The 18,858-nt window shown below is 74.6% G+C and carries 19 protein-coding genes and 1 tRNA gene; 11 read left to right on the forward strand and 9 right to left on the reverse strand.

The genetic code is table 11. From position 1 onward, the window contains the following. Nucleotides 1–58 precede the first annotated feature (58 nt). A complete protein-coding gene (locus ACFVXJ_RS14060; protein ID WP_361308282.1) occupies nucleotides 59–424 on the forward strand; it encodes a hypothetical protein in 366 nt (121 codons plus the stop codon). A 130-nt stretch (nucleotides 425–554) separates the two neighbouring features. Then, entirely contained in the window at nucleotides 555–1,835 is a 1,281-nt protein-coding gene (locus ACFVXJ_RS14065) for a M14 family zinc carboxypeptidase (RefSeq protein ID WP_389661964.1), read from the forward strand. On the opposite strand, the gene ACFVXJ_RS14070 is transcribed toward ACFVXJ_RS14065, so the two are convergent. After that, entirely contained in the window at nucleotides 1,825–2,304 is a 480-nt protein-coding gene (locus tag ACFVXJ_RS14070; RefSeq protein WP_389661965.1) for a GNAT family N-acetyltransferase, read from the reverse strand. The two genes, ACFVXJ_RS14065 and ACFVXJ_RS14070, sit on opposite strands and share 11 nt — an antisense overlap. A gap of 43 nt (nucleotides 2,305–2,347) precedes the next feature. Next, nucleotides 2,348–2,911 carry an FHA domain-containing protein gene (locus ACFVXJ_RS14075; protein ID WP_389661966.1) on the reverse strand — a complete coding sequence of 188 codons (564 nt, stop codon included), beginning with the start codon at nucleotides 2,909–2,911 and terminating at the stop codon, nucleotides 2,348–2,350. 117 nt (nucleotides 2,912–3,028) lie between these two features. On the opposite strand from ACFVXJ_RS14075, the gene treZ reads away from it, so the two are divergent. Next, the gene (gene treZ, locus ACFVXJ_RS14080; RefSeq protein ID WP_389661967.1) at nucleotides 3,029–4,780 is read left to right on the forward strand and encodes a malto-oligosyltrehalose trehalohydrolase; all 1,752 of its coding nucleotides are present in this window, start codon (nucleotides 3,029–3,031) and stop codon (nucleotides 4,778–4,780) included. A 4-nt stretch (nucleotides 4,781–4,784) separates the two neighbouring features. Here the strand turns inward: treZ and ACFVXJ_RS14085 are convergent, their stop codons facing one another. Further along, nucleotides 4,785–5,633, reverse strand: coding sequence for a LysR family transcriptional regulator (locus ACFVXJ_RS14085; protein WP_389661968.1), 849 nt, complete (start codon nucleotides 5,631–5,633; stop codon nucleotides 4,785–4,787). A 165-nt stretch (nucleotides 5,634–5,798) separates the two neighbouring features. Between ACFVXJ_RS14085 and ACFVXJ_RS14090 the strand changes: the two genes are divergently transcribed. From ACFVXJ_RS14090 to ACFVXJ_RS14100, 3 genes are all read left to right on the forward strand, one after another. After that, complete coding sequence (locus tag ACFVXJ_RS14090; protein WP_389661969.1) at nucleotides 5,799–6,323, forward strand: hypothetical protein; 525 nt, start codon at nucleotides 5,799–5,801, stop codon at nucleotides 6,321–6,323. Nucleotides 6,324–6,438: 115 nt separating this feature from the next. Beyond that, nucleotides 6,439–7,173, forward strand: a complete 735-nt coding sequence (locus ACFVXJ_RS14095; RefSeq protein ID WP_389661970.1) for a hypothetical protein — start codon at nucleotides 6,439–6,441, stop codon at nucleotides 7,171–7,173. A gap of 74 nt (nucleotides 7,174–7,247) precedes the next feature. Further along, nucleotides 7,248–7,320, forward strand: a tRNA-His gene (locus ACFVXJ_RS14100). Nucleotides 7,321–7,396: 76 nt separating this feature from the next. Here the strand turns inward: ACFVXJ_RS14100 and ACFVXJ_RS14105 are convergent. Next, a complete protein-coding gene (locus tag ACFVXJ_RS14105; RefSeq protein WP_389661971.1) occupies nucleotides 7,397–8,152 on the reverse strand; it encodes an alpha/beta fold hydrolase in 756 nt (251 codons plus the stop codon). A gap of 183 nt (nucleotides 8,153–8,335) precedes the next feature. After that, the gene (locus tag ACFVXJ_RS14110; protein WP_389661972.1) at nucleotides 8,336–10,396 is read right to left on the reverse strand and encodes a phosphocholine-specific phospholipase C; all 2,061 of its coding nucleotides are present in this window, start codon (nucleotides 10,394–10,396) and stop codon (nucleotides 8,336–8,338) included. Nucleotides 10,397–10,718: 322 nt separating this feature from the next. On the opposite strand from ACFVXJ_RS14110, the gene ACFVXJ_RS14115 reads away from it, so the two are divergent. Genes ACFVXJ_RS14115 through ACFVXJ_RS14135 form a run of 5 tightly spaced genes read left to right on the forward strand, consistent with a single transcriptional unit; the run spans nucleotide 10,719 to nucleotide 16,000 of the window. Continuing rightward, on the forward strand, nucleotides 10,719–11,768 hold the full coding sequence (locus ACFVXJ_RS14115) for a 3-oxoacyl-ACP synthase III family protein (protein ID WP_389661973.1): 1,050 nt from the start codon (nucleotides 10,719–10,721) through the stop codon (nucleotides 11,766–11,768). Next, nucleotides 11,765–12,505: a glycosyltransferase gene (locus ACFVXJ_RS14120; RefSeq protein ID WP_389661974.1), complete on the forward strand. Its 741-nt coding sequence runs from the start codon at nucleotides 11,765–11,767 to the stop codon at nucleotides 12,503–12,505. The genes ACFVXJ_RS14115 and ACFVXJ_RS14120 overlap by 4 nt, the downstream gene beginning before the upstream one ends. Beyond that, nucleotides 12,505–13,998 (forward strand): AMP-binding protein, encoded by a 1,494-nt coding sequence (locus ACFVXJ_RS14125; protein WP_389661975.1) that lies wholly within the window; start codon nucleotides 12,505–12,507, stop codon nucleotides 13,996–13,998. Before ACFVXJ_RS14120 ends, ACFVXJ_RS14125 begins: the two co-directional genes overlap by 1 nt. Continuing rightward, complete coding sequence (locus tag ACFVXJ_RS14130; RefSeq protein WP_389661976.1) at nucleotides 13,995–15,086, forward strand: cytochrome P450; 1,092 nt, start codon at nucleotides 13,995–13,997, stop codon at nucleotides 15,084–15,086. Before ACFVXJ_RS14125 ends, ACFVXJ_RS14130 begins: the two co-directional genes overlap by 4 nt. Continuing rightward, nucleotides 15,083–16,000: an NAD-dependent epimerase/dehydratase family protein gene (locus ACFVXJ_RS14135; RefSeq protein WP_389661977.1), complete on the forward strand. Its 918-nt coding sequence runs from the start codon at nucleotides 15,083–15,085 to the stop codon at nucleotides 15,998–16,000. The genes ACFVXJ_RS14130 and ACFVXJ_RS14135 overlap by 4 nt, the downstream gene beginning before the upstream one ends. Before the next feature lie 36 nt (nucleotides 16,001–16,036). Here ACFVXJ_RS14135 and ACFVXJ_RS14140 read toward each other — a convergent pair whose 3' ends face one another. From ACFVXJ_RS14140 to murC, 4 genes are all read right to left on the reverse strand, one after another. Next, complete coding sequence (locus ACFVXJ_RS14140) at nucleotides 16,037–16,522, reverse strand: hypothetical protein (protein ID WP_389661978.1); 486 nt, start codon at nucleotides 16,520–16,522, stop codon at nucleotides 16,037–16,039. After that, nucleotides 16,519–16,845, reverse strand: coding sequence for a ribbon-helix-helix protein, CopG family (locus ACFVXJ_RS14145; protein WP_389661979.1), 327 nt, complete (start codon nucleotides 16,843–16,845; stop codon nucleotides 16,519–16,521). The genes ACFVXJ_RS14140 and ACFVXJ_RS14145 overlap by 4 nt, the downstream gene beginning before the upstream one ends. A gap of 145 nt (nucleotides 16,846–16,990) precedes the next feature. After that, nucleotides 16,991–17,404, reverse strand: coding sequence for a peptide-methionine (R)-S-oxide reductase MsrB (gene msrB, locus ACFVXJ_RS14150; RefSeq protein ID WP_389661980.1), 414 nt, complete (start codon nucleotides 17,402–17,404; stop codon nucleotides 16,991–16,993). A gap of 23 nt (nucleotides 17,405–17,427) precedes the next feature. Further along, entirely contained in the window at nucleotides 17,428–18,822 is a 1,395-nt protein-coding gene (gene murC / locus ACFVXJ_RS14155) for a UDP-N-acetylmuramate--L-alanine ligase (protein WP_389661981.1), read from the reverse strand. Between the last annotated feature and the right edge of the window lie 36 nt (nucleotides 18,823–18,858).

Consider the following 18,858-nt stretch of genomic DNA (forward strand, 5'->3'; position numbering starts at 1 on the left):
CGGGTCGACGATCGCGGCCGGCCACCCGGGTGGCCGCCGCCGGCGTTACCCTCCGAGGATGGAACGCGCAGAGGTTCTGAAGCGAGTCATCGGCATCCTCACCGAGGCCCAGGAGATCCGCAGGGCGGCCGAGGCCGGGGAGGACGACGAGGTCCCCGCGTCGGAAGCGGGGGTGGTCACCCAGTTGCTGAACGAGATGCTGCCCTCGATCAGTGTTCCGGCCGAGTCCTCCCCGCAGCAGGTCGCCCGCCTGGTCGCCGAGGCGCTCGGTCCGGCCCTGCACACGATGGTCGCCGGTTTCAGCCTGGCCTTCACCAGTCTGGCGATGGCGCACGACAGCGGTCGGACGGACCTCTCCTCGATCCAGGTCCTCCAGCAACTCGCCCTGGAAGTGGAGTCGGGGGCTTTCGACGAGGACTCCTGAGCCCGGCCGCGGCCGGACCGCCCGCATCACCCCCGGCAAGGCGTTGGCCAGGGCTTTTTCCCGATTCTCCGGAGAAACTGAGGGGCGCGCGGAGCAGTACGGGGGGTGCGCTGCGGGCATGGCATGAGGTGTGACCCTCCTACGAGACATGCGCTACCCCACCCCGCACCAACTCGCCCTGGCCGCACGCTCCCTGGCGGTCGAACACCCCGCCCGGACCGGGGTGCGCCGGGTCGGTCTGTCCCGGCGCGGGGAACCGCTCTGGTTGCTGTCCGTCGACGCCGCGCGGTCGGACGAGAACGTACTCGTCGTCGCCGGGGCGCACGCCAACGAGCCCGTCGGCGGGGCGACCGCGCTCGCCCTGGCCCGCCGCGTCATCGCCGAGCCGGCCGCCGGCAACGGCTGCGGCTGGCACTTCCTGCTCTGCGCCGACCCGGACGGCGCGGCCCTGCACCGCACGCCCCGCCCGTACTCGCTCCTGGACTACCACCGGGCCTTCTACCGGCCTCCCGGGCCCGAACAGCCCGAGTGGGCGCCGTCCTTACTGCCACCGGACCGGCTGCCGCCGGAGACGGTGGCGCTGATCTCGCTGATCGACGACCTGCGGCCGGTCCTCCAGGTCTCGCTGCACGGCACCGACCTCGGCGGCTCCTGGGTGCAGCTCACCCGGGACATACCCGGACTCGCGGAGCCGTTCGCCAAGTCGGCCGCCGAGCTGCGCATCCCGGTCGAGACGGGCGCCTCCGACGCCACCGGCTGGCCCTCGCCCGGACCGGGGATCTTCGTCATGCCGGAGCCGGGGGCCGGCCCCGACGGGGCCTTCCACCCCGAGGACACCCGGCTCAGCACCTGGTACCACGCCCACCGCTACGCGGGCACCACCGCGATCGTCGAAGTCCCGATGTGGGCCTCCGACACGGTGGACGACCCGGCTCCGCACGCCGATCCCCGCGGCGCCCTGCGGATGCTCGCCACCCGGCTCACCGCCGACGCCGCCCGGGTGACGGCCGTACGGGACCAGCTGGGCGGCGGCGCGCCGCCGGGCGGGGTCGCGCCGCCGGGCGGGGTCGCGCCGTTGCTGCGCGCGGTGGACTGGACGCTGGCGCTGATCCCGCGGATCGCCGCCGAGTGGACCGGCCCGGGGGCCCCCGCGGAGGCCACCGCCGCCCACATCTGCAGCATCGACGCCTTCGGGCGGCGGCTGTCGCTGCGCGCCGCCGCGATGCTGCTGCGGGTGTTGCGAGCGCAGGGGCACCCGGCCGCCGACGGGCTGGACCGGCTCGTCACCGGCTGGTGCGAGGAGTTCGCGGCGCGGTTCCGGGCCCGCTGGGTGCCGGTGGCCACCCAGGTCGAGCACCAGTCCAGGACCGTACTCGCGGCGTGCGAGCGGCTGACGGCGGTCATCCGGTAGGCGGCTGTCCCGCCGGCAGGGAGTAGCGCCGTTTGGGGCGGCCGGTGGCGCCGAGCCGGTCGTAGAAGCGGATGGCGCCCTCGTTCCAGTCGGGGGTCTGCCATTCGACGTGGTCGAGGTCCCGCTCGCGCGCGAGGCCGGTCACGCCGTCCATCAGCGCGGCGCCGAGACCGTGGCCGCGCGCCTCCTCGGCGAGGTACAGGCAGTCCATGTGCAGGTAGGGGCGGCCGTCCCAGAACGAGAACTCCTCGGAGCAGGCGGCGTAACCGACCACCTCGCCCCGCGGGGTCTCGGCGAGCAGCACCCACACCCGCGCCTCGGCCCCGAACAGGGCGGGGCCGAGCCGGTCCGCCGTCCCCGGCGGGCGCGGCCGAGCCTGCTCGTACGCGACGTGTTCGTGGATCAGTTCGACGATGCGCGGCAGGTCCTCGGGGCGCGCCGGGCGCACCACGGCCTCGTGTTCGGTCATGCGCCCATCCTGCGCCCCGAACGACCCGCCCCCGCCACAGGGGCTACCCCGTCGACAGCCGGAACGTCATCCGTCCGAAGCCGACCTGGTCGCCGTCGCGGACCATCGCGGAGCCGGTCACCCGCCGGCCGTTGACGGTGGTGCCGTTCGTCGAACCGAGGTCGGTGAGCACCCACACGCCGTCGCGCAGCGCGAGTTCGGCGTGCGCCCGCGAGACGGTCTCGTGGCTGAGCCGCAGTCCGTTGCCCGGGTCGCGGCCGATCCGCAGGGGCGCCGCGCTCGGGTGCGGCAGCAACAGCGTCGGCAGTTTCTCCGCACGCCAGGCGTGGCGGACGCCGACGCTGACGGCCGAGGCGCGTCCCACCCAGCCGAACAGCCGGTGCGTCCAGGGACTTTCGGCCTCCTTCCGCGTCTGGAGGTCGGCGGTCAGGGCGGCGAGTTCCTCGGAGCGCCGGGCGACCAGCGCGAGTTCCATCCGCCGCAGGAAGGTGTCGTGGGAGAGCCTGCCCAGGGCGGCCCCCTCGCGCAGCTCTCCCAGCACGCGGTCGCGCTGCGCATCGGAGACCCGTGGCGCGGGATAGACGGGAAACTCGAAACCGGACGTCACAGGGTGATTGTCGGCCCGTCGTGGGCAGAGTGTCCAGAACTCCCCCGCAAGGGCCGGGATGATGGCCCCGAGTCAGGGCGACAGGGCCAGGTACCGCCGGAGACGAGGGGACCGTCCGTGCAGTTCGAGGTGTGGGCACCGCAGACAGGTCGGGTCGCGTTGCGACTGAACGACACCGCCTACGAGATGACCCGCGATCCGGCGCCCGACCGCGCCGGCTGGTGGGTCGCGGAGGCCCCGGCCGCCGACGGGGACCGGTACGGGTTCCTGCTGGACGACGGTTCGCGGCCGCTTCCCGACCCGCGCGGCCGCCGGTTGCCGGACGGCCCTGACGGCCTGTCGGCCGTGATCGACTTCACACCGCTCCACCCCGACACCCCGTCACCGCGCGTCCCGCTCCAGGACGCCGTCCTCTACGAGCTGCACGTCGGCACCTTCACCCCCGAGGGCACCTTCGACGCGGCCGTCGCCCGCCTCCCCCACCTGACCGCGCTCGGCGTCACGCACGTCGAGCTGATGCCGGTCTGTCCCTTCCCCGGCCGGCACGGCTGGGGGTACGACGGGGTCGCGCCGTGGGCGGTGCACGAGCCGTACGGGGGGCCGGCGGGGCTCGCGCGGTTCGTGGACGCGGCGCACGCGGCGGGACTGGGCGTGGTGCTGGACGTGGTGCACAACCACCTCGGCCCGTCCGGGAACCACCTGCCCGCCTTCGGGCCGTACTTCACCGACACCCACCACACGCCCTGGGGCGCGGCCGTCAACCTGGACGCGCCCGGCTCCGACGAGGTCCGCGCGTACTTCATCGGCAGCGCCCTGGCCTGGCTGCGGGACTACCGGATCGACGGCCTGCGGCTGGACGCCGTGCACGCGCTGGCCGACGGGCGGGCGCTGACCTTCCTGGAGGAGCTGGCGGCGGCCGTGGACGGGCTGGCGGCGGAGACCGCCCGGCCGCTGTTCCTGATCGCCGAGTCCGACCAGTGCGACCCGCGCACCACCACCCCGCGCGGAGCCGGCGGCCTCGGCCTGCACGCCCAGTGGAACGACGACTTCCACCACGCCCTGCACTGCGCGCTGACCGGCGAGTCGCAGGGGTACTACGCGGACTTCGCGGTGGCCCCGGTCGCGGCCCTCGCCAAGACCCTGACCCGCGCCTTCTTCCACGACGGCACCTGGTCCTCCTTCCGGGGCCGCACCCACGGCCGCCCCGTCGACCGCCGCCGCACGCCCGCGCACCGCTTCGTCGGCTACACCCAGACCCACGACCAGATCGGCAACCGGGCGCAGGGTGACCGGCTCTCCGCGACGCTGTCCCCGGGGCTGCTGGCGTGCGCGGCGACGCTGACGCTGACCGGGCCGTTCGTGCCGATGCTGTTCATGGGCGAGGAGTGGGGGGCCGACACGCCGTGGCAGTACTTCACCGACCACCCCGATCCGGAGCTCGCGGAGGCCGTACGGACCGGCCGGCGGCGGGAGTTCGCGGCGCACGGCTGGAAGGAGGAAGAGATCCCGGACCCGCAGGACCCGGCCACCCGGGACCGGTCCTGCCTGGACTGGGACGAGCCGGAGCGGGCCGGGCACGTCCGGCTGCTGGAGTGGTACCGCACCCTGGTGGCGCTGCGCCGCGGCCACCCGGACCTGCGCGACCCGGACCTGGGGGCCGTCCGGGTCGCCTACGACGAGGAGCGGCGCTGGCTGACCTTCCGGCGGGGCGACGTCCGCGTGGCGGTGAACCTGTCCGCCGAGCCGGTGACGATCGCGCTGGGCCGCAACGGGGTACGGGTGCTGGCCGCCTGGGAACCCGTCGAACAGCCCGGCGGCGACGGGCGGATCCACGTACCGGGCGAGTCGGCGGTGGTCCTGGGCCCGTGAGCCGCTACGCCGCTCCTTCCGTGAGCCGCGCGGCGACGGCGCGGGCCGCTCCGGTGGGGGCGCCCGGCGCGAGGAGTTCCGTACGGTGCACCAGGCGCGGTGCCTCCAGCGGTACGGCGACCCCCGCGCCGGCGGCCCGCGCCACCCGCAGCGGGAGCAGGACCAGGCCGTGGCCGGCGGCGGCGAGGGCGCACAGGGCGTGTAGGTCGGTGCCGTCGTAGCGCAGGGCCGGGACGGTACGGACGGCGGCGGGGGCAAGCCCCACCCCGGGGGCGTCGAGCCAGCGCGCGTCGGCCAGGTCGTCCAGCCGGACGGCGCTCCGCCCGGCGAACGGATGCCCGGACGGGAACAGGACGGCGAGCCCCTCCTCCCCGACGCCGGTGACCCGCAACGGGGCCACGTCGGGCAACCGGAGCGGATCGCTGGGCGCGGCCAGGCCGTCGACCAGCCCGAGGTCGCAGCCCCCGGCGGCGACGACGGCCGGCACCTCCCCCGGCGGCAGTACCCGCAGGGTGACCCCGGTGGCGGGGAGGGCGGAGAGCAGCCGGGGGCCGACGGCGAGCGGGGAGACGGCGAGGGTGACCCGCCCGGGCGGCGCGGCGGCCAACCGCAGCACATCGGCCCGGGCCGCGTCCAGGCGCAGCAGCAGCGGCCCGGCGTGTTCGAGCAGCCGCTCCCCGGCGCGCGTCGGCGCCACGGGCCGTCGGGTCAGCAACTCGGTCCGCAGGTCCGACTCCAGGGCGGCGATGTGCTGGGAGACGGCGGACTGGGTGTAGCCCAGCTCCCGGGCGGCGCCGGAGAAGGAGGCGAGCCGGGCGACGGTGGTGAAGGTGCGGAGCAGGTGCGGATCCATGGGCCCAGCCTGCCACCGGCTCCGCGGCTGATCCTCGGAGCCGGCCCCGGGCCGCCCCGCCCCGCCCCGCGCCGGCTCCGGCCGGCTCCGAGGGAGCGCCCGCCGGCACCCACCGTCACCCGCGCTCGGCGCGCCCGGGCGGTACCCGGTCCCGGCATCCCTATCGTGGGGCGGGTGACCATCCCCAGTGGCCCCGCGGGCCGCATCAGGCCACCGCGCGCACCCCGGACCGACTCCGCCGGCGCCGTGTACGGCTCCCTCCTCGCCACCTCCGTGGTGGCCACCGCCGGTGCCACCGGCAGCTTTCCGAGGCTTCAGCTCGTACTCCTGCTGCTCGTCACGGGCCTGGTGTTCTGGGCCACCCACGTGTACGCCCAGTTGGCCGGGGAACGGCTGGTCGGCCAGCCCTGGAGCCGGCACGAGATCCGCCGGGTCGCCCGGCACGAGTGGCCCATCGTCGAGGCCGCGGCCCTGCCGGCGGCCGCCGTCGCCCTCAGCGGGTTCCTCGGGCTGGACTACGCGGGAACGGCGTGGCTGGCCATGGGCGTGGCGGTGGCGCAGCAGGTCATCTGGGCCTGCCTCGGCGCCGCCCGCGCCGGCGCCACCCGTCCCCAGTTGGCGACCGAGGGGGTCGTCAATCTCGTCCTCGGTCTGATGATCGTCGCCACCAAGGCCGCACTGAAGCACTGAAGCCGGCGCCGACGGCCCGAAGCCGGGCCGGGCCGAGACCGTGATCAGTTCTGCTTATCGATCATGCAAGAACAATCGTTGGCGCCGAACGGGGTCCCGACTCCAGGATGGGCGCATGATCACCACCACCGCGCGGATCGCCCTCGTCGGCGACCGCTCCCCGCACGTGAAGTCCCACACCCGCGTCCCGACCCTTCTCGACGCCCTCGCCGCCCGCGACGGCCTGGTCCTGGACGCCTACTGGATCCCCACCGCCGACGCAGAGGCCGAGGCCGCCTCCGGCGCGCTCGCCCGGTTCGACGCGGTGTGGGTGCTGCCGGGCAGCCCGTACGCCAGCGAGGCCGGGGCCGTGGCCGCGATCCGGGTGGCCCGCGAGGAGCGGATTCCCTTCCTCGGCACCTGCGGCGGCTTCCAGCACGCGCTGCTGGAGTACGCCCGCAACGCGTGCGGGCTCAGCGGCGCGGCGCACGCCGAGAACGACCCGGGCGCCGAGGACCCGGTGATCGCTCCGCTCGCCTGCTCGCTGGTCGGCCACGAGGGTCTCGTACGGGCCGAGCCGGGCTCGCTGGCCGAGTCCGTGCTCGGCGCCGAGCGGAGCCTGGAGCGCTACCACTGCAACTACGCTCCGGCGCCCCGCCACCTGCCGGCGCTGGCGGCCGGGGGGCTGCGGCTGTCGGGGCACGACGAGGACGGCCAGGTCCGCATCGCCGAGCTGCCCGGTCACCCCTTCTTCCTGGCCACCCTGTTCCAGCCGGAGCTCGCCGGCGACGGCACGAAGCCGCACCCGATCGTGCAGGCCCTCGCGGCGGCGGCCGTGGCGCACGCCGCCGAGCGGGAGACCGCCCGATAAGGCGTCGCGGGACCACCCGTCTGATCAGCTATGCTGTGCATGCACATCGAACGGGTGGTCCGCCGCCCTTCGTGGTGGGTGTAGCTCAGTTGGTAGAGCACCTGGTTGTGGTCCAGGTGGCCGCGGGTTCAAGTCCCGTCACTCACCCTGTCGACCCTGTGGGGGTACGAGGTCTTCCTCGTACCCCCACAGGCGTTTTCCGCCCTCGCCACCCGGGACGCCGTCAGCTCCGCAGGAACGCCTCCACCTCGGTGACGAAGGCCACCGGCGTCTCCTGCGGCGGGTAGTGGCCGGCGCCCGGGATGGTACGGACGCGGCAGTCCGGGTACCACGTCTGCCAGGTGGCCCGCATCACATCGGCGGTCAGGGCCAGGTCGTACTCGCCGACCAGGACCAGCACCGGGACGGTGTTGCCCTTGACGGCCGCGGACAGGTCGAGGGGCTGCCAGCTCGCGAGGTAGGCGGCGAACGCCTCGGGCCGCGCGACCGCGCGGGAATGGGCGACCATGCGGTTCACCCAGTGGCGGCTCGCGCGGTTGCCGGTCACCAGGTCGAGGATGACGCGCCGGTTCTCGGGGTTCTCGGCGGCGCCGTAGAAGAGTTCGTGGGTGGCGTCGTCCATCTCGTACGGGCCGGCCGGCACCGGGGCGAGCCCGACCAGTTTCTCGATCCGCTCGGGCGCCCGGACCAGGACCTGTTGGGCGGCCTTGGCGCCCATGGAGTGGCCCAGCAGCGAGAAGGTGTCCCAGCCCAGCCGGTCGGCGAGCGCGAGGACGTCGTCGGCGATCTCCGGGAGGCTGTACCGGCCGGTGACGTCCCGGCGCTCGCCGTAGCCTCGGTAGTCGAGGAAGGCGTACGAGAACGCCTCGGGGTCCAGGTAGTCGAGCACCGAACCCCAGTTGGCGGACGTACCGAACCAGTCGTGCAACACGATGACGCGGGTGGGGCCGGTGCCGATCCTGCGGTGGGCGATGGCCATGGCGTTCTCCCTCGGTGACGGGGGTGGCGTGGAAACCGACGCCGTACGTTCTGCCCAGCCCGCCCACCGTCACACCGTGAGCCGACACCCGCCGGCGGCACGGCCGTTGGGGCGCGCTCAGCCGCCGGCCGCAGGACGCTTCGGTCCCCGGACGGCGGCTGCCGCGTGGTGCGGATCGGTGTGTCAGACGGTGCCGATCGCCGGGTCCGAGACGCCGGGCGCGCCCGTTTCCACGTGTCCGGCGAACCGGCGCAGGAAGGTCGCGTCGGCGTCCGAGACGACCTTGACGTCGTACCATCGGCCCGTCGCGGCCAGGTCCGCCGTGTACGAGGCCGTGCCGCCGGCCGCGATCCGCAGGGTCCGGGCGGCGCCGTCGTAGGCGTTGGTCACCGTCAGGTTGACCGCGGTCGTGCCGGAGTTGGTCAGGGTCAGCTTGAGGTTGCCGGTGGCCGCGTCGTGGCGGGCCGTGACCTCCGGGCCGGCCTTCTTCGCGGGACCCTTCCAGGTGCGCAGGAAGCCGTTCGGCCCCCAGACGCTGAGGTTGACCTGGTAGCCGGTGGAACTGCTGGTGCTCCAGGTGTCCGACAGGGTCTTGCCCGCCTCCACCGTGTAGGGCCACGGGCCGTCGGTGCGGTTGCCGGAGGTGCTGTGGAAGTGGGCGCCCAGGGTGGGACCGGCGGAGAACGTCAGCGTGAACTTGCCGGTGGCGACGGTGGCCTTGCCGTCCACGTACGGGGCGTAGCCGAGCGCGCGCGTCGGCTTGGCGCCGCCCTCCTGCTTGGGCAGCGTGCCGGTGGTCGGGGGCACCGGGTGGTAGGAGGGGTGCGCGTTGTGGTCCGCCGGGAGGTATCCGGCGGTGGAGGGCAGCGGCGCCGGGGAGGCGTCGGCCCTGGTGAAGTCGAACGCGGACGTCAGGTCACCGCAGACCGCGCGGCGCCACGGCGAGATGTTGGGCTCCCGCACGCCGAAGCGCTTCTCCATGAAGCGGATCACCGAGGTGTGGTCGAAGGTCTCGGAGCAGACGTAGCCGCCCTTGCTCCAGGGGGACACGACGATCATCGGGACGCGCGGGCCGAGGCCGTAGGGGCCGGCCGCGTAGCCGCCGCCCCCGGCGTACAGGTCCTTCGAGACGTCGGCCGTGGACAGGCCCCAGGCCGAGGACGCGGGCGGGTACGGCGGGACGACGTGGTCGAAGAACCCGTCGTTCTCGTCGTAGGTGATGAAGAACGCCGTCTTCGCCCACACCTCCGGGTTGGCGGTCAACGCGTCCAGGACCTGGGAGATGTACCAGGCGCCGAAGTTGACGGGCCAGTTCGGGTGCTCGCTGAACGCCTCGGGGGCGGCGATCCAGGACACCTGGGGCAGGGTGCCCGCCACGACGTCCGCGCGGAGCCTGTCGAAGTAGCCGTCGCCGGCCTTGGCGTCGGTACCCGTACGCGCCTTCTCGTAGAGGGCGCTGCCCGGCTGGGCGCCCCGGTAGCTGTTGAAGTACAGCAGCGAGTTGTCGCCGTAGTTGCCGCGGAACGCGTCGCTGATCCAGCCCCAGGAACCGGCCGCGTTCAGGCCGTCGCCGATGTCCTGGTAGATCTTCCAGGAGACCCCGGCCGCCTCCAGTCGTTCGGGGTAGGTCTTCCAGCCGTAGCCGGCCTCCTGGTTGCCGAGGACCGGGCCGCCGCCGACGCCGTCGTTGCCGGTGTGGCCCGACCACATGTAGTAGCGGTTGGGGTCGGTGGCGCCGATGAAGGAGCAGTGGTACGCGTCGCAGACGGTGAAGGCGTCGGCGAGCGCGTAGTGGAACGGGATGTCGTTCCGCGTCATGTACGCCATCGTCGTCGCGGTCTTGGCCGGGACCCACTTGTCGTACTTACCGTTGTTGTACGCCTGGTGACCGCCCGCCCAGTCGTGGTTGAGGCCCTCGACGAACTGCATGCCCAGATCGGCGACCTGCGGGTTGAAGGGGAGCACGTCCTTCGTCCCGTTGGACTGGTAGAAGACCGACTTCCCGTTGTCCTGGAGCACGGGCCTCGGGTCACCGAAGCCGCGAACGCCCTTCATCGTGCCGAAGTATTGGTCGAAGGAACGATTTTCCTGCATCAGGACGACGATGTGCTCGATGTCCTGGATGGTCCCGGTGCTGCCCTGTGCCGGAATGGCGGCGGCCCGAGCGATGCTCTCGTTCAGCATGGCGGCGGCGGCCGTGCCGCCCGCGATCTGCAGGAACCTGCGACGGTTGAGTTCAGCCACGGTGAAGACCTCTGGGGGTGTGGAGGGGGTCGAGGGGCGCCCCAAGGACAGCGGTCCAGGGGGACCGGACGGAGATCCTTGTCTGACCTTGTGCCGTACAAATGGAGAACGAAAGGGCCGGACGGAGAACGGCAGGGCACGGGAAGGACGCGGGGAAACCTCCCCCGCGCCCCGCCGGAGGAACGGTACGACGCTCGGCTCGCGTACAACAGACGTCGTACGTCGGGGCGTTGTCCGGGGGCCGACTACTCGGGCACCTCGCACGGCCGATCTGAGCATCCGTACTCAGGTCCGCCCCGCCGGCCCTTGCGATCGTGTGGACATGTTCACCCAGTCAGGGCGCAGCCCCTCCCACCGGCAGCCGCGACCGCGGCCGCGCGCCGCCGGGATCACCGCCGTCGGCAGCCTGCTGCCCGAGGACGTGCTCTCCTCCGCCGACCTCCAGCGGGAGGTGACCCGCCACAGCGGACTCGCGCTGCCGCCGAGGCTGCTGGCCCAGGCCACCGGAATCGTCTCCCGCCGGGTCGCGGCCGAAGGCGTGTACGCCTCCACGCTCGCCGTGGGCGCCGCCCGCAGGGCCCTGGCCGCCGCCGACCTCGGCCCGCTCGACATCGACCTGCTGGTCTTCGCCTCTGCCTCCCGCGACGTGGTCGAGCCCGCCACCGCCCACATCGTGCAGGCCGAGCTGGGGTCCAGGGCGCACGCCCTGGACGTCACCAACGCCTGCAACAGCTTCGTCAACGGCATCGACCTGGCTCGTTCCATGATCCTCTCGGGCCGGGCGCACCGGGCCCTGGTGGTCACCGGCGAGACCCCGAGCCGGGCGGTCCGCACGGCGCCGGCCGACGCCGCCGAGTTCCGCGCGGGCTTCGCCGGCTACACCTTCGGCGACGCGGGCGCGGCGGTGGTCGTGGAGGCGGTGGAGCGCGGCGGCATCCTGGACGTGGACACCGAGACCCACTCGGAGCACTGGGAGGTCGGCGGCATCCCGGGCGGCGGTTCCCGCCGCCCGCGCGGGGACGAGCACACCTACTTCCAGGGCGACGGGCACGAGCTGCGCGGGGTGTTCGAGAAGGTCGGCACGGCGGTCATCGACCGGACCCTGCACCGGACCGGGACGGACTGGGACGACTTCGCGAAGGTGCTGGTGCACCAGGTGACCCTGCCCTACCTGGAGCGGTTCGCGGAGCTGACCGGCGTACCGGCCGGGAAGCTGGTGGTGACCGTGCCGGAGCTGGGGAACGTGGCGAGCGCGAGCATCGGGGTCCAGTTGGACCGGGTCTTCGACGGCCTGGCCACCGGCGAGCGGGTGCTGTTCGTCGGGCTCGGCGGCGGCATCAGCATCATGACGATGGTCTGGGAGAAGTCGTGAACCTGTGGGTGGTGGTGCCCGCGCACCAGGAGGAGGCCCGCCTCGGGCAGACCCTGCGGGCGCTCGCGGCGCAGCGGGACCGGGACTTCACCCTGCTCGTCGTCGACAACGCGTCGACCGACGGCACGGCGGCCGTCGCCCGGGAGTTCGCGAAGCGGGCGCCGTTCACGGTGGAGGTGATCGACGAGCCGGAGAAGGGCGTCGGTTCCGCCGTGGACACCGGTTTCCGGTACGCGATCGCACAGGGCGCCGGCCTGCTAGCCCGGACGGACGCCGACTGTCTGCCCCGGCCCGGCTGGACGGCCGCCGCGCGGGACGCGCTCCTTCGGCGGCCGGGCCTGGTCTGCGGGCGGATCACCGCCCGGCGCGACGAACACGGGCCGCTCGGCCGGCTGTCGTTCACGGCGCTGGTGGCCCTCGCCGCGCTGTTCGGCCGGCTGCGGCCCCGGCACGCGCGCAGGCACGGCTACCGCGCCCCGTACCGGATGCACGCGGGGAACAACATGGCCGTCACCGCCGAGCTGTACCTGGCCGTGGGCGGGATGCCCCGGCGGCCCTCGCCGACGGACCGGCTGTTCCTGAACGCCGTACGCCGGCACACCGACCGGATCACGCGCTGCCGCGCGATGGTCGTGGAGAACTCGACGCGGCGGCTGCGGGCCTACGGGCTCCGCGGCACCGCCCGCTGGTACCTGGACCAGGGCAGCGGCACTCACGGAACGGACGACCCGCGCTGATGTTGGACCGACTCGAACACGCGCTGCGCGCCCGCCCCGAGCTGTCCGCGGTGCTCACCACCGGCCGGGGCGGCGCCCCCCGGGTGCGGGCCACCCGCGGCGAACTCGTCGAACTGGCCGACGCGTTCGCCGCCGCGTTGCACGCGCGCGGGCTGCGGGCCGGGGACACCGTCGGGGTGGCGGTGCGGCCCGGGCCGCGGGCCCTGGCGGTGTTGCTCGCGCTGTGGCGGCTCGGGCTGCGGGGGGCGGTGCTCGACCCGGGCGTGGGACCGGAGGTGCTGCGGGCCCGGCTGGCGCGGGCCCGGCCCGCGCTGGTGCTCGCCGACGCCGCCGCGCAGGCGGTGGCGGGCTGGGCGGCGGCGCCGGCCCGGCGGGCCCACTTGGAACTGCCGGACCTGGCGGCCCTGGGCGGACCGGTGGCGACCGTCGGGCGGCGGCTGCCGTGGTGCGCGCCCGCCCTGGAGCGGGACGCCCCGCGCACCGGGGTCCCGGCGCGCTTCGACGGGGACGGCGACGCGGTGATCGTGTTCACCTCCGGTACGACGTCAAGGCCGCGGGCGGTGGTGCACACCCGGGCGAGCCTGGCCGCGGGGATGGAGTCGGTGTCGGCGCTGTTCGCGGGCGCCCGGCCGGGCGAGCCGGTGCTCGGCGGCACCTTCTTCGTCCTGGTGCCCTCGCTCACGCGCGGCGCGCCGGTGGCCCTGCCGGCCCGCTCCGCGCGCGGGCTGGCCCGCCAACTGGACCGGCTGCGCCCGCGGGACACCTACCTCACGCCGCCGCGGTTGCGGGACGCGCTGGCCGCCGGGGCGAGGTTCGGGGGCCGGGTGTGGACGGGTTCCGCGCCGGCCGGGGCCGGGCTGCTGAACCGCGTCCGGGACGCCGGCGCCGACGAGGCATGGGGGGTGTACGCGCTGACGGAACTGTTCCCCGCCGCGGCGGTGGAGTCCCGCGAGAAAGCGGCCTTCACCGGCTCGGGGGACCTGGTGGGGGCGCCGCTGCCGGGGGTGCGGGCCGAGCGGGACGCGGCCGGGCAACTCCTGCTGGCCGGGCCGGCGGCCCGGGACCGCTACCTGGGTGAGGAACGCGACGCGTGGGTGCGTACGGGGGACCGGGCGCGGCTCGACGGCACCGGGCGGATCGTCCTGGAGGGCCGGTGCAAGGACATGGTGCTGCGGCGGGCGGAGAACATCTACCCGGGCCTGTACGAACCGTCCCTGCACGTACCGGGCGTGGAACTGGGCGTGCTGGTCGGGGTCCCGGCCGGCGACGGGGACGAGCGGCTGGTGGCCGTCGTGCAGCCGCAGCGCGGCGTGCCCGAACCGGCGCTGCGGGCGGCCCTGTCGGGACCGCTGCGGCGGATGGGGACGGCGCGGCCCGACGCGCTGGTGTTCGCGGAGGTCCCGCTGGCGGGACGGTCGCGCAAGCCGGACCGGGCGGCGGCCTCGAAGCTGGCGGCCGCCGCCCTGCGCCAGGGGAAGGGCGGTACCCGGTGAACCCGACGCGTCGGGCCCGGCGGCGTGACCGCCGGGTCTATCTGGGCGGCCACCCGCTGCTGTTCGGGCTGCTCGCCGCCACCCGGGGCCGGCCCGTACGCCGCGTCGGGGGCTCCGTGCTCGTCCACGACGCGCATGCCTACCGGGAGGCGCTGACCCGGCTGCCGCTCGACCGGACGGCTCCGGGCACCACGGGCGGCGCCGCCCGGGCCGCGCTGGAGGGGGAAGGGGGCGTGCTGTTCGACCAGGAGGGCGGCGGGCACCGCGCCGACCGGCGGGCGCTGGCCGAGCGGCTCGGCGGCGCGGGCGTCCGGGAACTGCGCCCGCACTGGCAACCGTTGGTGGTACGTCGGCTCCTGCCGTTGGCGCGGGGCGGCGAGGTCGACGCGGTGGAGCTGGCGCGGGAACTGGCCGGGGTCGTGGTCTGCGCCCTGCTGGACTGCCCGGCCGAGCCGCGGGTCGTCGCCCGGGCGGCGGCCGAGGCTGCGGCGGCTTCCGTGCGCGGGCACCTGCCCGGACCGCCCCGGCCGGGGGCACGGGCCGCCGCGGCCCGTACGGCGGCCCGGCTGCGGGACCTCCTGGGCGGCGCGCCGGACGACGCCCTGGCGGCGATGGTCGCGGTGGCCGCCGTCAACACCACCGTGGCGGCGCTGCCCCGGGCCGTGGCCTGGTGCGCGGACGCCGGTCTGTGGGACCAGGCGGGCGATCCGCGGCTGCGGCCCCGGTTGGTGGACGAGCTGCTGCGGGTCACGGCGGCCTCGCCGCTGCTGCCCCGGGTGGCCGCCGGGGACGGGTCGGTCGGCGGCTGCCCGGTACGCGCCGGGGACCGGCTGCTGCTGGTCGCGCGGCACGCCGCCGGAGCGCACCGCCGTGACCCCGACGCACGCCGGCCGGCCCCCGCGGGCGTGGCCTCCCTGGTCTTCGGGGCGGGGCCGCACGCCTGCCCCGGGGCGGCGCTCGCACGGGCCCAACTTGCCGACGTACTGGAAGCGTTGGCACCGCACCGGCCGGTGGTGAGCCGGGCCCGGGTGGACCGGCGGGCCGCCCTGCCGGGGTGGCGCACGCTGACGGTGAGGGCGGGCGCGTGAGGCTCCGTGGCTCCCTGGCCGGCGTCCGTGTCGCCGTGACCGGCGCGAGCGGCTTCTGTGGTGGACAGGTGGCCCGGACGGCCGCCGCCAGGGGGGCGGAGGTCGTGTGCGTGGGCCGCCGCCCCGGCCCGGTCGGCACGCACCGGTTCTGGGACGCGGCCCGCGCCGAGCCGGACCTGTCGGGCACCGACCTGGTGGTTCACTGCGCGGCGGCGGTGGGCGATCCCTCCCCCGGTCCGGCCGCCGAGGCGGCGATGCGGGCGGTCAACGTCGACGGCACCGCCCGGCTGCTGCGGGCGGCGGGCGGGCGCCCGGTGGTCTGGGTCGGCAGCGCCAGCGTCTACGACCCGCGCCGGGACCGCTCCCTGGTCCGCGAGGACCACCCGCGGACCGGGCAACTGGGCGCCTACGGCCGTACGAAGGCGACCGGCGACGCCTTGGCGCTGGCCGCCGGCGCGGTGGTGCTGCGCCCGAGGGCCGTCTACGGCCCGGGGGACACCCAGTTGCTGCCCCGGCTGCTCTCCCGCGTCCGGGCCGGGACCCTGCTGCTGCCGGGTCCCGACGTACCGCTCAGCCTGACGGCGGTGGAGAACCTCGCCGACGCCTGTCTGACGGCGGCCGACTGGGCCCCGGGCGCGTACAACATCGCGGACGCGCGCCCGTACTCCCGCGACACCGCCGTCGGCGCGGTGCTGCGCGCGCACGGGGTGCGGGCCCGGATCCGGCACATACCACCGGCCCTGGCCCTCGCCGCGGCCCGGATCGCGGAGACGGTCTCCCGCGGCGAACCGCCCCTGAGCCGCTACGCGGTCGACCAACTCGCCCACCCGGTGGTCCTGGACCTGACCCTGGCCCACGCCCGGGGCTGGTCCCCGACGCACACCCTGACCGACTACCTGGCCACCCTGAGGTGACCCCGCCCACCGAAACCCCGGGCGGGCCCGGCCGGTTCAGACGGCCTGCACATGCACGTCCGACGGATTGAGTACCGCCAGGTACGCCCGGATGTCTTCCGGGTCGCTCGTGAAGATCACCGCGCTGCCGTGCTTCGCGGCGGCCAACGCGACCCAGGCGTCGACCGCGTCCGGCTTCTTCTTCGCCGGGAGTGCGGCCTCGCCCAGGGCCGTCCCCACGCGACGCCAGTCGGTCAGATCGGGACCCGCGAGGCACGCGATGCACTCGGGTCGCCCCGCGCCGGTCTGCCGCATGGCGGGCTCGGAACTTCGTGCCTGCGGCACCGTGCAGTCGGCCAGCACACCGGCCAGCGCGTGCACGAGTCCCGGGCGCGGACGCCACACCTGGGCGAGGACAGGCCCGAGGACCAGCGCCCGATGTGGCGTCCGCTTCAACCCGTCGTGCAGGTGGACGGCCTTCGCCTTGCGGTCGGCGAGAGCGATGAGCATGCCCGTGTCGTAGACGGGCACGCGTGTGCTCACGCGGCTTCCTCCGGGCGCCCGGCTCGCCGGTCGGCTCCGTAGACGAGGCCCAGCGCCTCCTCGACCTCTCGCCGTTCCCGCTCCGTCAGCTCCTCGCCGGCCGCTGCCGGTCCGGGCGGCATCCGCCCCGCCGCGGCCTCGGCCGCGGCGATCACCGTGTCCACCTCGGCGAACTGTTCCTCTATGGCCTCGGTCTCCGCCATCTGCCGGGTCGCCGCGTGCACCAGGTACGCGGAGACGTCCACCCCGGCCCGCTCCGCGTGCCGGCGGATGCGTTCCGCCTGCTCCTGTTCGAGGCTGATGCTGATCCGTGTTTTGGCCACGCGCCCAGCGTAATACAGATATTACGCCGACGGCGAGGGTAGCGGTGAGGGTCTTACGACACGGTCCGACAGCAGGGCCCCGGCCACCGTCGGTGACCGGGGCCCAAGGCCGCGCGGGGCACGGTCGGCCACGCGTGCGCGCCGGTCAGCCCGCGTCCGCGTCCGGGGTGAGGCGCAGCGAGATCGAGTTGATGCAGTAGCGCTGGTCGGTGGGGGTCGGGTAGCCCTCGCCCTCGAAGACGTGGCCCAGGTGGGAGCCGCACTTCGCGCAGCGGACCTCGGTGCGGACCATGCCGTGCGTGGTGTCCGCGATCAGCTCGACCGCGTCGCTGTCCTTCGGGTCGTAGAAGGACGGCCAGCCGCAGTGCGACTCGAACTTCGTGTCGGAGCGGAACAGCTCGGCGCCGCACGCCCGGCAGGAGTAGACGCCTTCCGTCTTGGTGTCGGTGTACTCACCTCGGAAGGCCGGTTCGGTGCCCGCGAGGCGGAGCACCTGGTACTCGGACGGGGTCAGCTCCGCCTGCCACTGCTCGTCCGTCTTCTCGACCTCGTACGCCATGACGTTCCCGCTCCCTCTGGCTTTCAGCTCGACAGGCGGGCGAGGATCTGCGGTCCCAGATCGGTGACGTCGCCCGCGCCCATGGTGAGAACGAGATCACCGGGCTTCGCCATTCCCGCGATGACGTCGGCGACGGCGTCCTTGTCGTGCTCGGCGGCGACGTCGGCGCCCGCGGTGCGGGCCGCCTCGATGATGATCTCGCTGGTGACGCCGGGGAGGGGGTCCTCGCGGGCCGGGTAGATGTCCAGGACCACGGAGGCGTCGGCCAGGGCCAGGGCCAGGCCCATTTCCTTGCCGAGTTCCTGCGTGCGGGAGAAGAGGTGGGGCTGGAAGACGACGAGGATGCGCGCGTCGGCCGCGGCGCCGCGGATGGCCTCCAGGTCGGCGGTCATCTCCGTGGGGTGGTGCGCGTAGGAGTCGATGACCTGGACGCCCGCGGCCTCGCCCTTGAGCTGGAGCCGGCGCTTGACGCCGGTGTACTTGCCGAGGGCGGAGGCGAGGTTGTGCGCGGGGATGCCGAGCGCGACACCGGCGGCCAGCGCGGCGACCGCGTTGTGCGCGTAGTGCCGGCCGGGTACGGAGACGGTGAAGGTGAGCATCCTGGAGTCCAGGACCACGGTGACCTCGCTGGTCAGGCCGCGCGGGGTGATCTTGGTGATCCGGACGTCGGCGTCGGCCTCCTCGCCGTACGTGACGACCCGCAGCCCGTCCCGGCCGGCGACGCGGGCGGCGATCTCGGCCGCACCGGCCTGGCCGTGGGCGACGACCAGGGTGCCGCCGGGGACGACCTTCGAGACGAAGGTCTCGAAGGACTCGTAGATCTCCTCCATCGACGCGTAGTTCGCGTGGTGGTCGAGTTCGGCGTTGAGGATGATCGCGACCTGCGGGGCGTACTTGTGGAAGCTGCGGTCGCTCTCGTCCGCCTCGGCCACGAAGATGTCGCCCTCGCCGTGGTGGGCGTTGGAGCCGGGGGCGTCGAGGTCGCCGCCGATGGCGTAGGAGGGGTCCAGGCCCAGGGCCGAGAGCGAGACCGCCAGCATCGAGGTGGTGGTGGTCTTGCCGTGGGTGCCCGCGACCGCGATCGGCCGCAGGCCGTCCATCAGGCCGGCGAGGGCGTCGGAGCGGTGCACGACCGGGATGCCGAGTTCGGCGGCGCGGGCCAGCTCCGGGTTGTCGGCGCGGATGGCGCTGGAGACGACCACGCAGGTGGCGTCGTCCGCGAGGTGACCGGCGGCGTGCCCGATGTGCACCGTGACGCCGTGGGCGCGCAGCGCCTGGGCGGTCTCGGAGTCACGGGCGTCGCTGCCGGCCACCCGCCCGCCGCGCCGGGCGAGGATCTTCGCGATGCCGGACATGCCGGCTCCGCCGATGCCGATGAAGTGGGGCCGTTCCATGGCGGTCGGCAGGCCGGGCTTCATTCAGGTCGCTCCAGGAATCGATTGCGAGGGGTGGGC

Source organism: Streptomyces sp. NPDC058279, from assembly GCF_042881255.1.
Classification (GTDB): domain Bacteria; phylum Actinomycetota; class Actinomycetes; order Streptomycetales; family Streptomycetaceae; genus Streptomyces.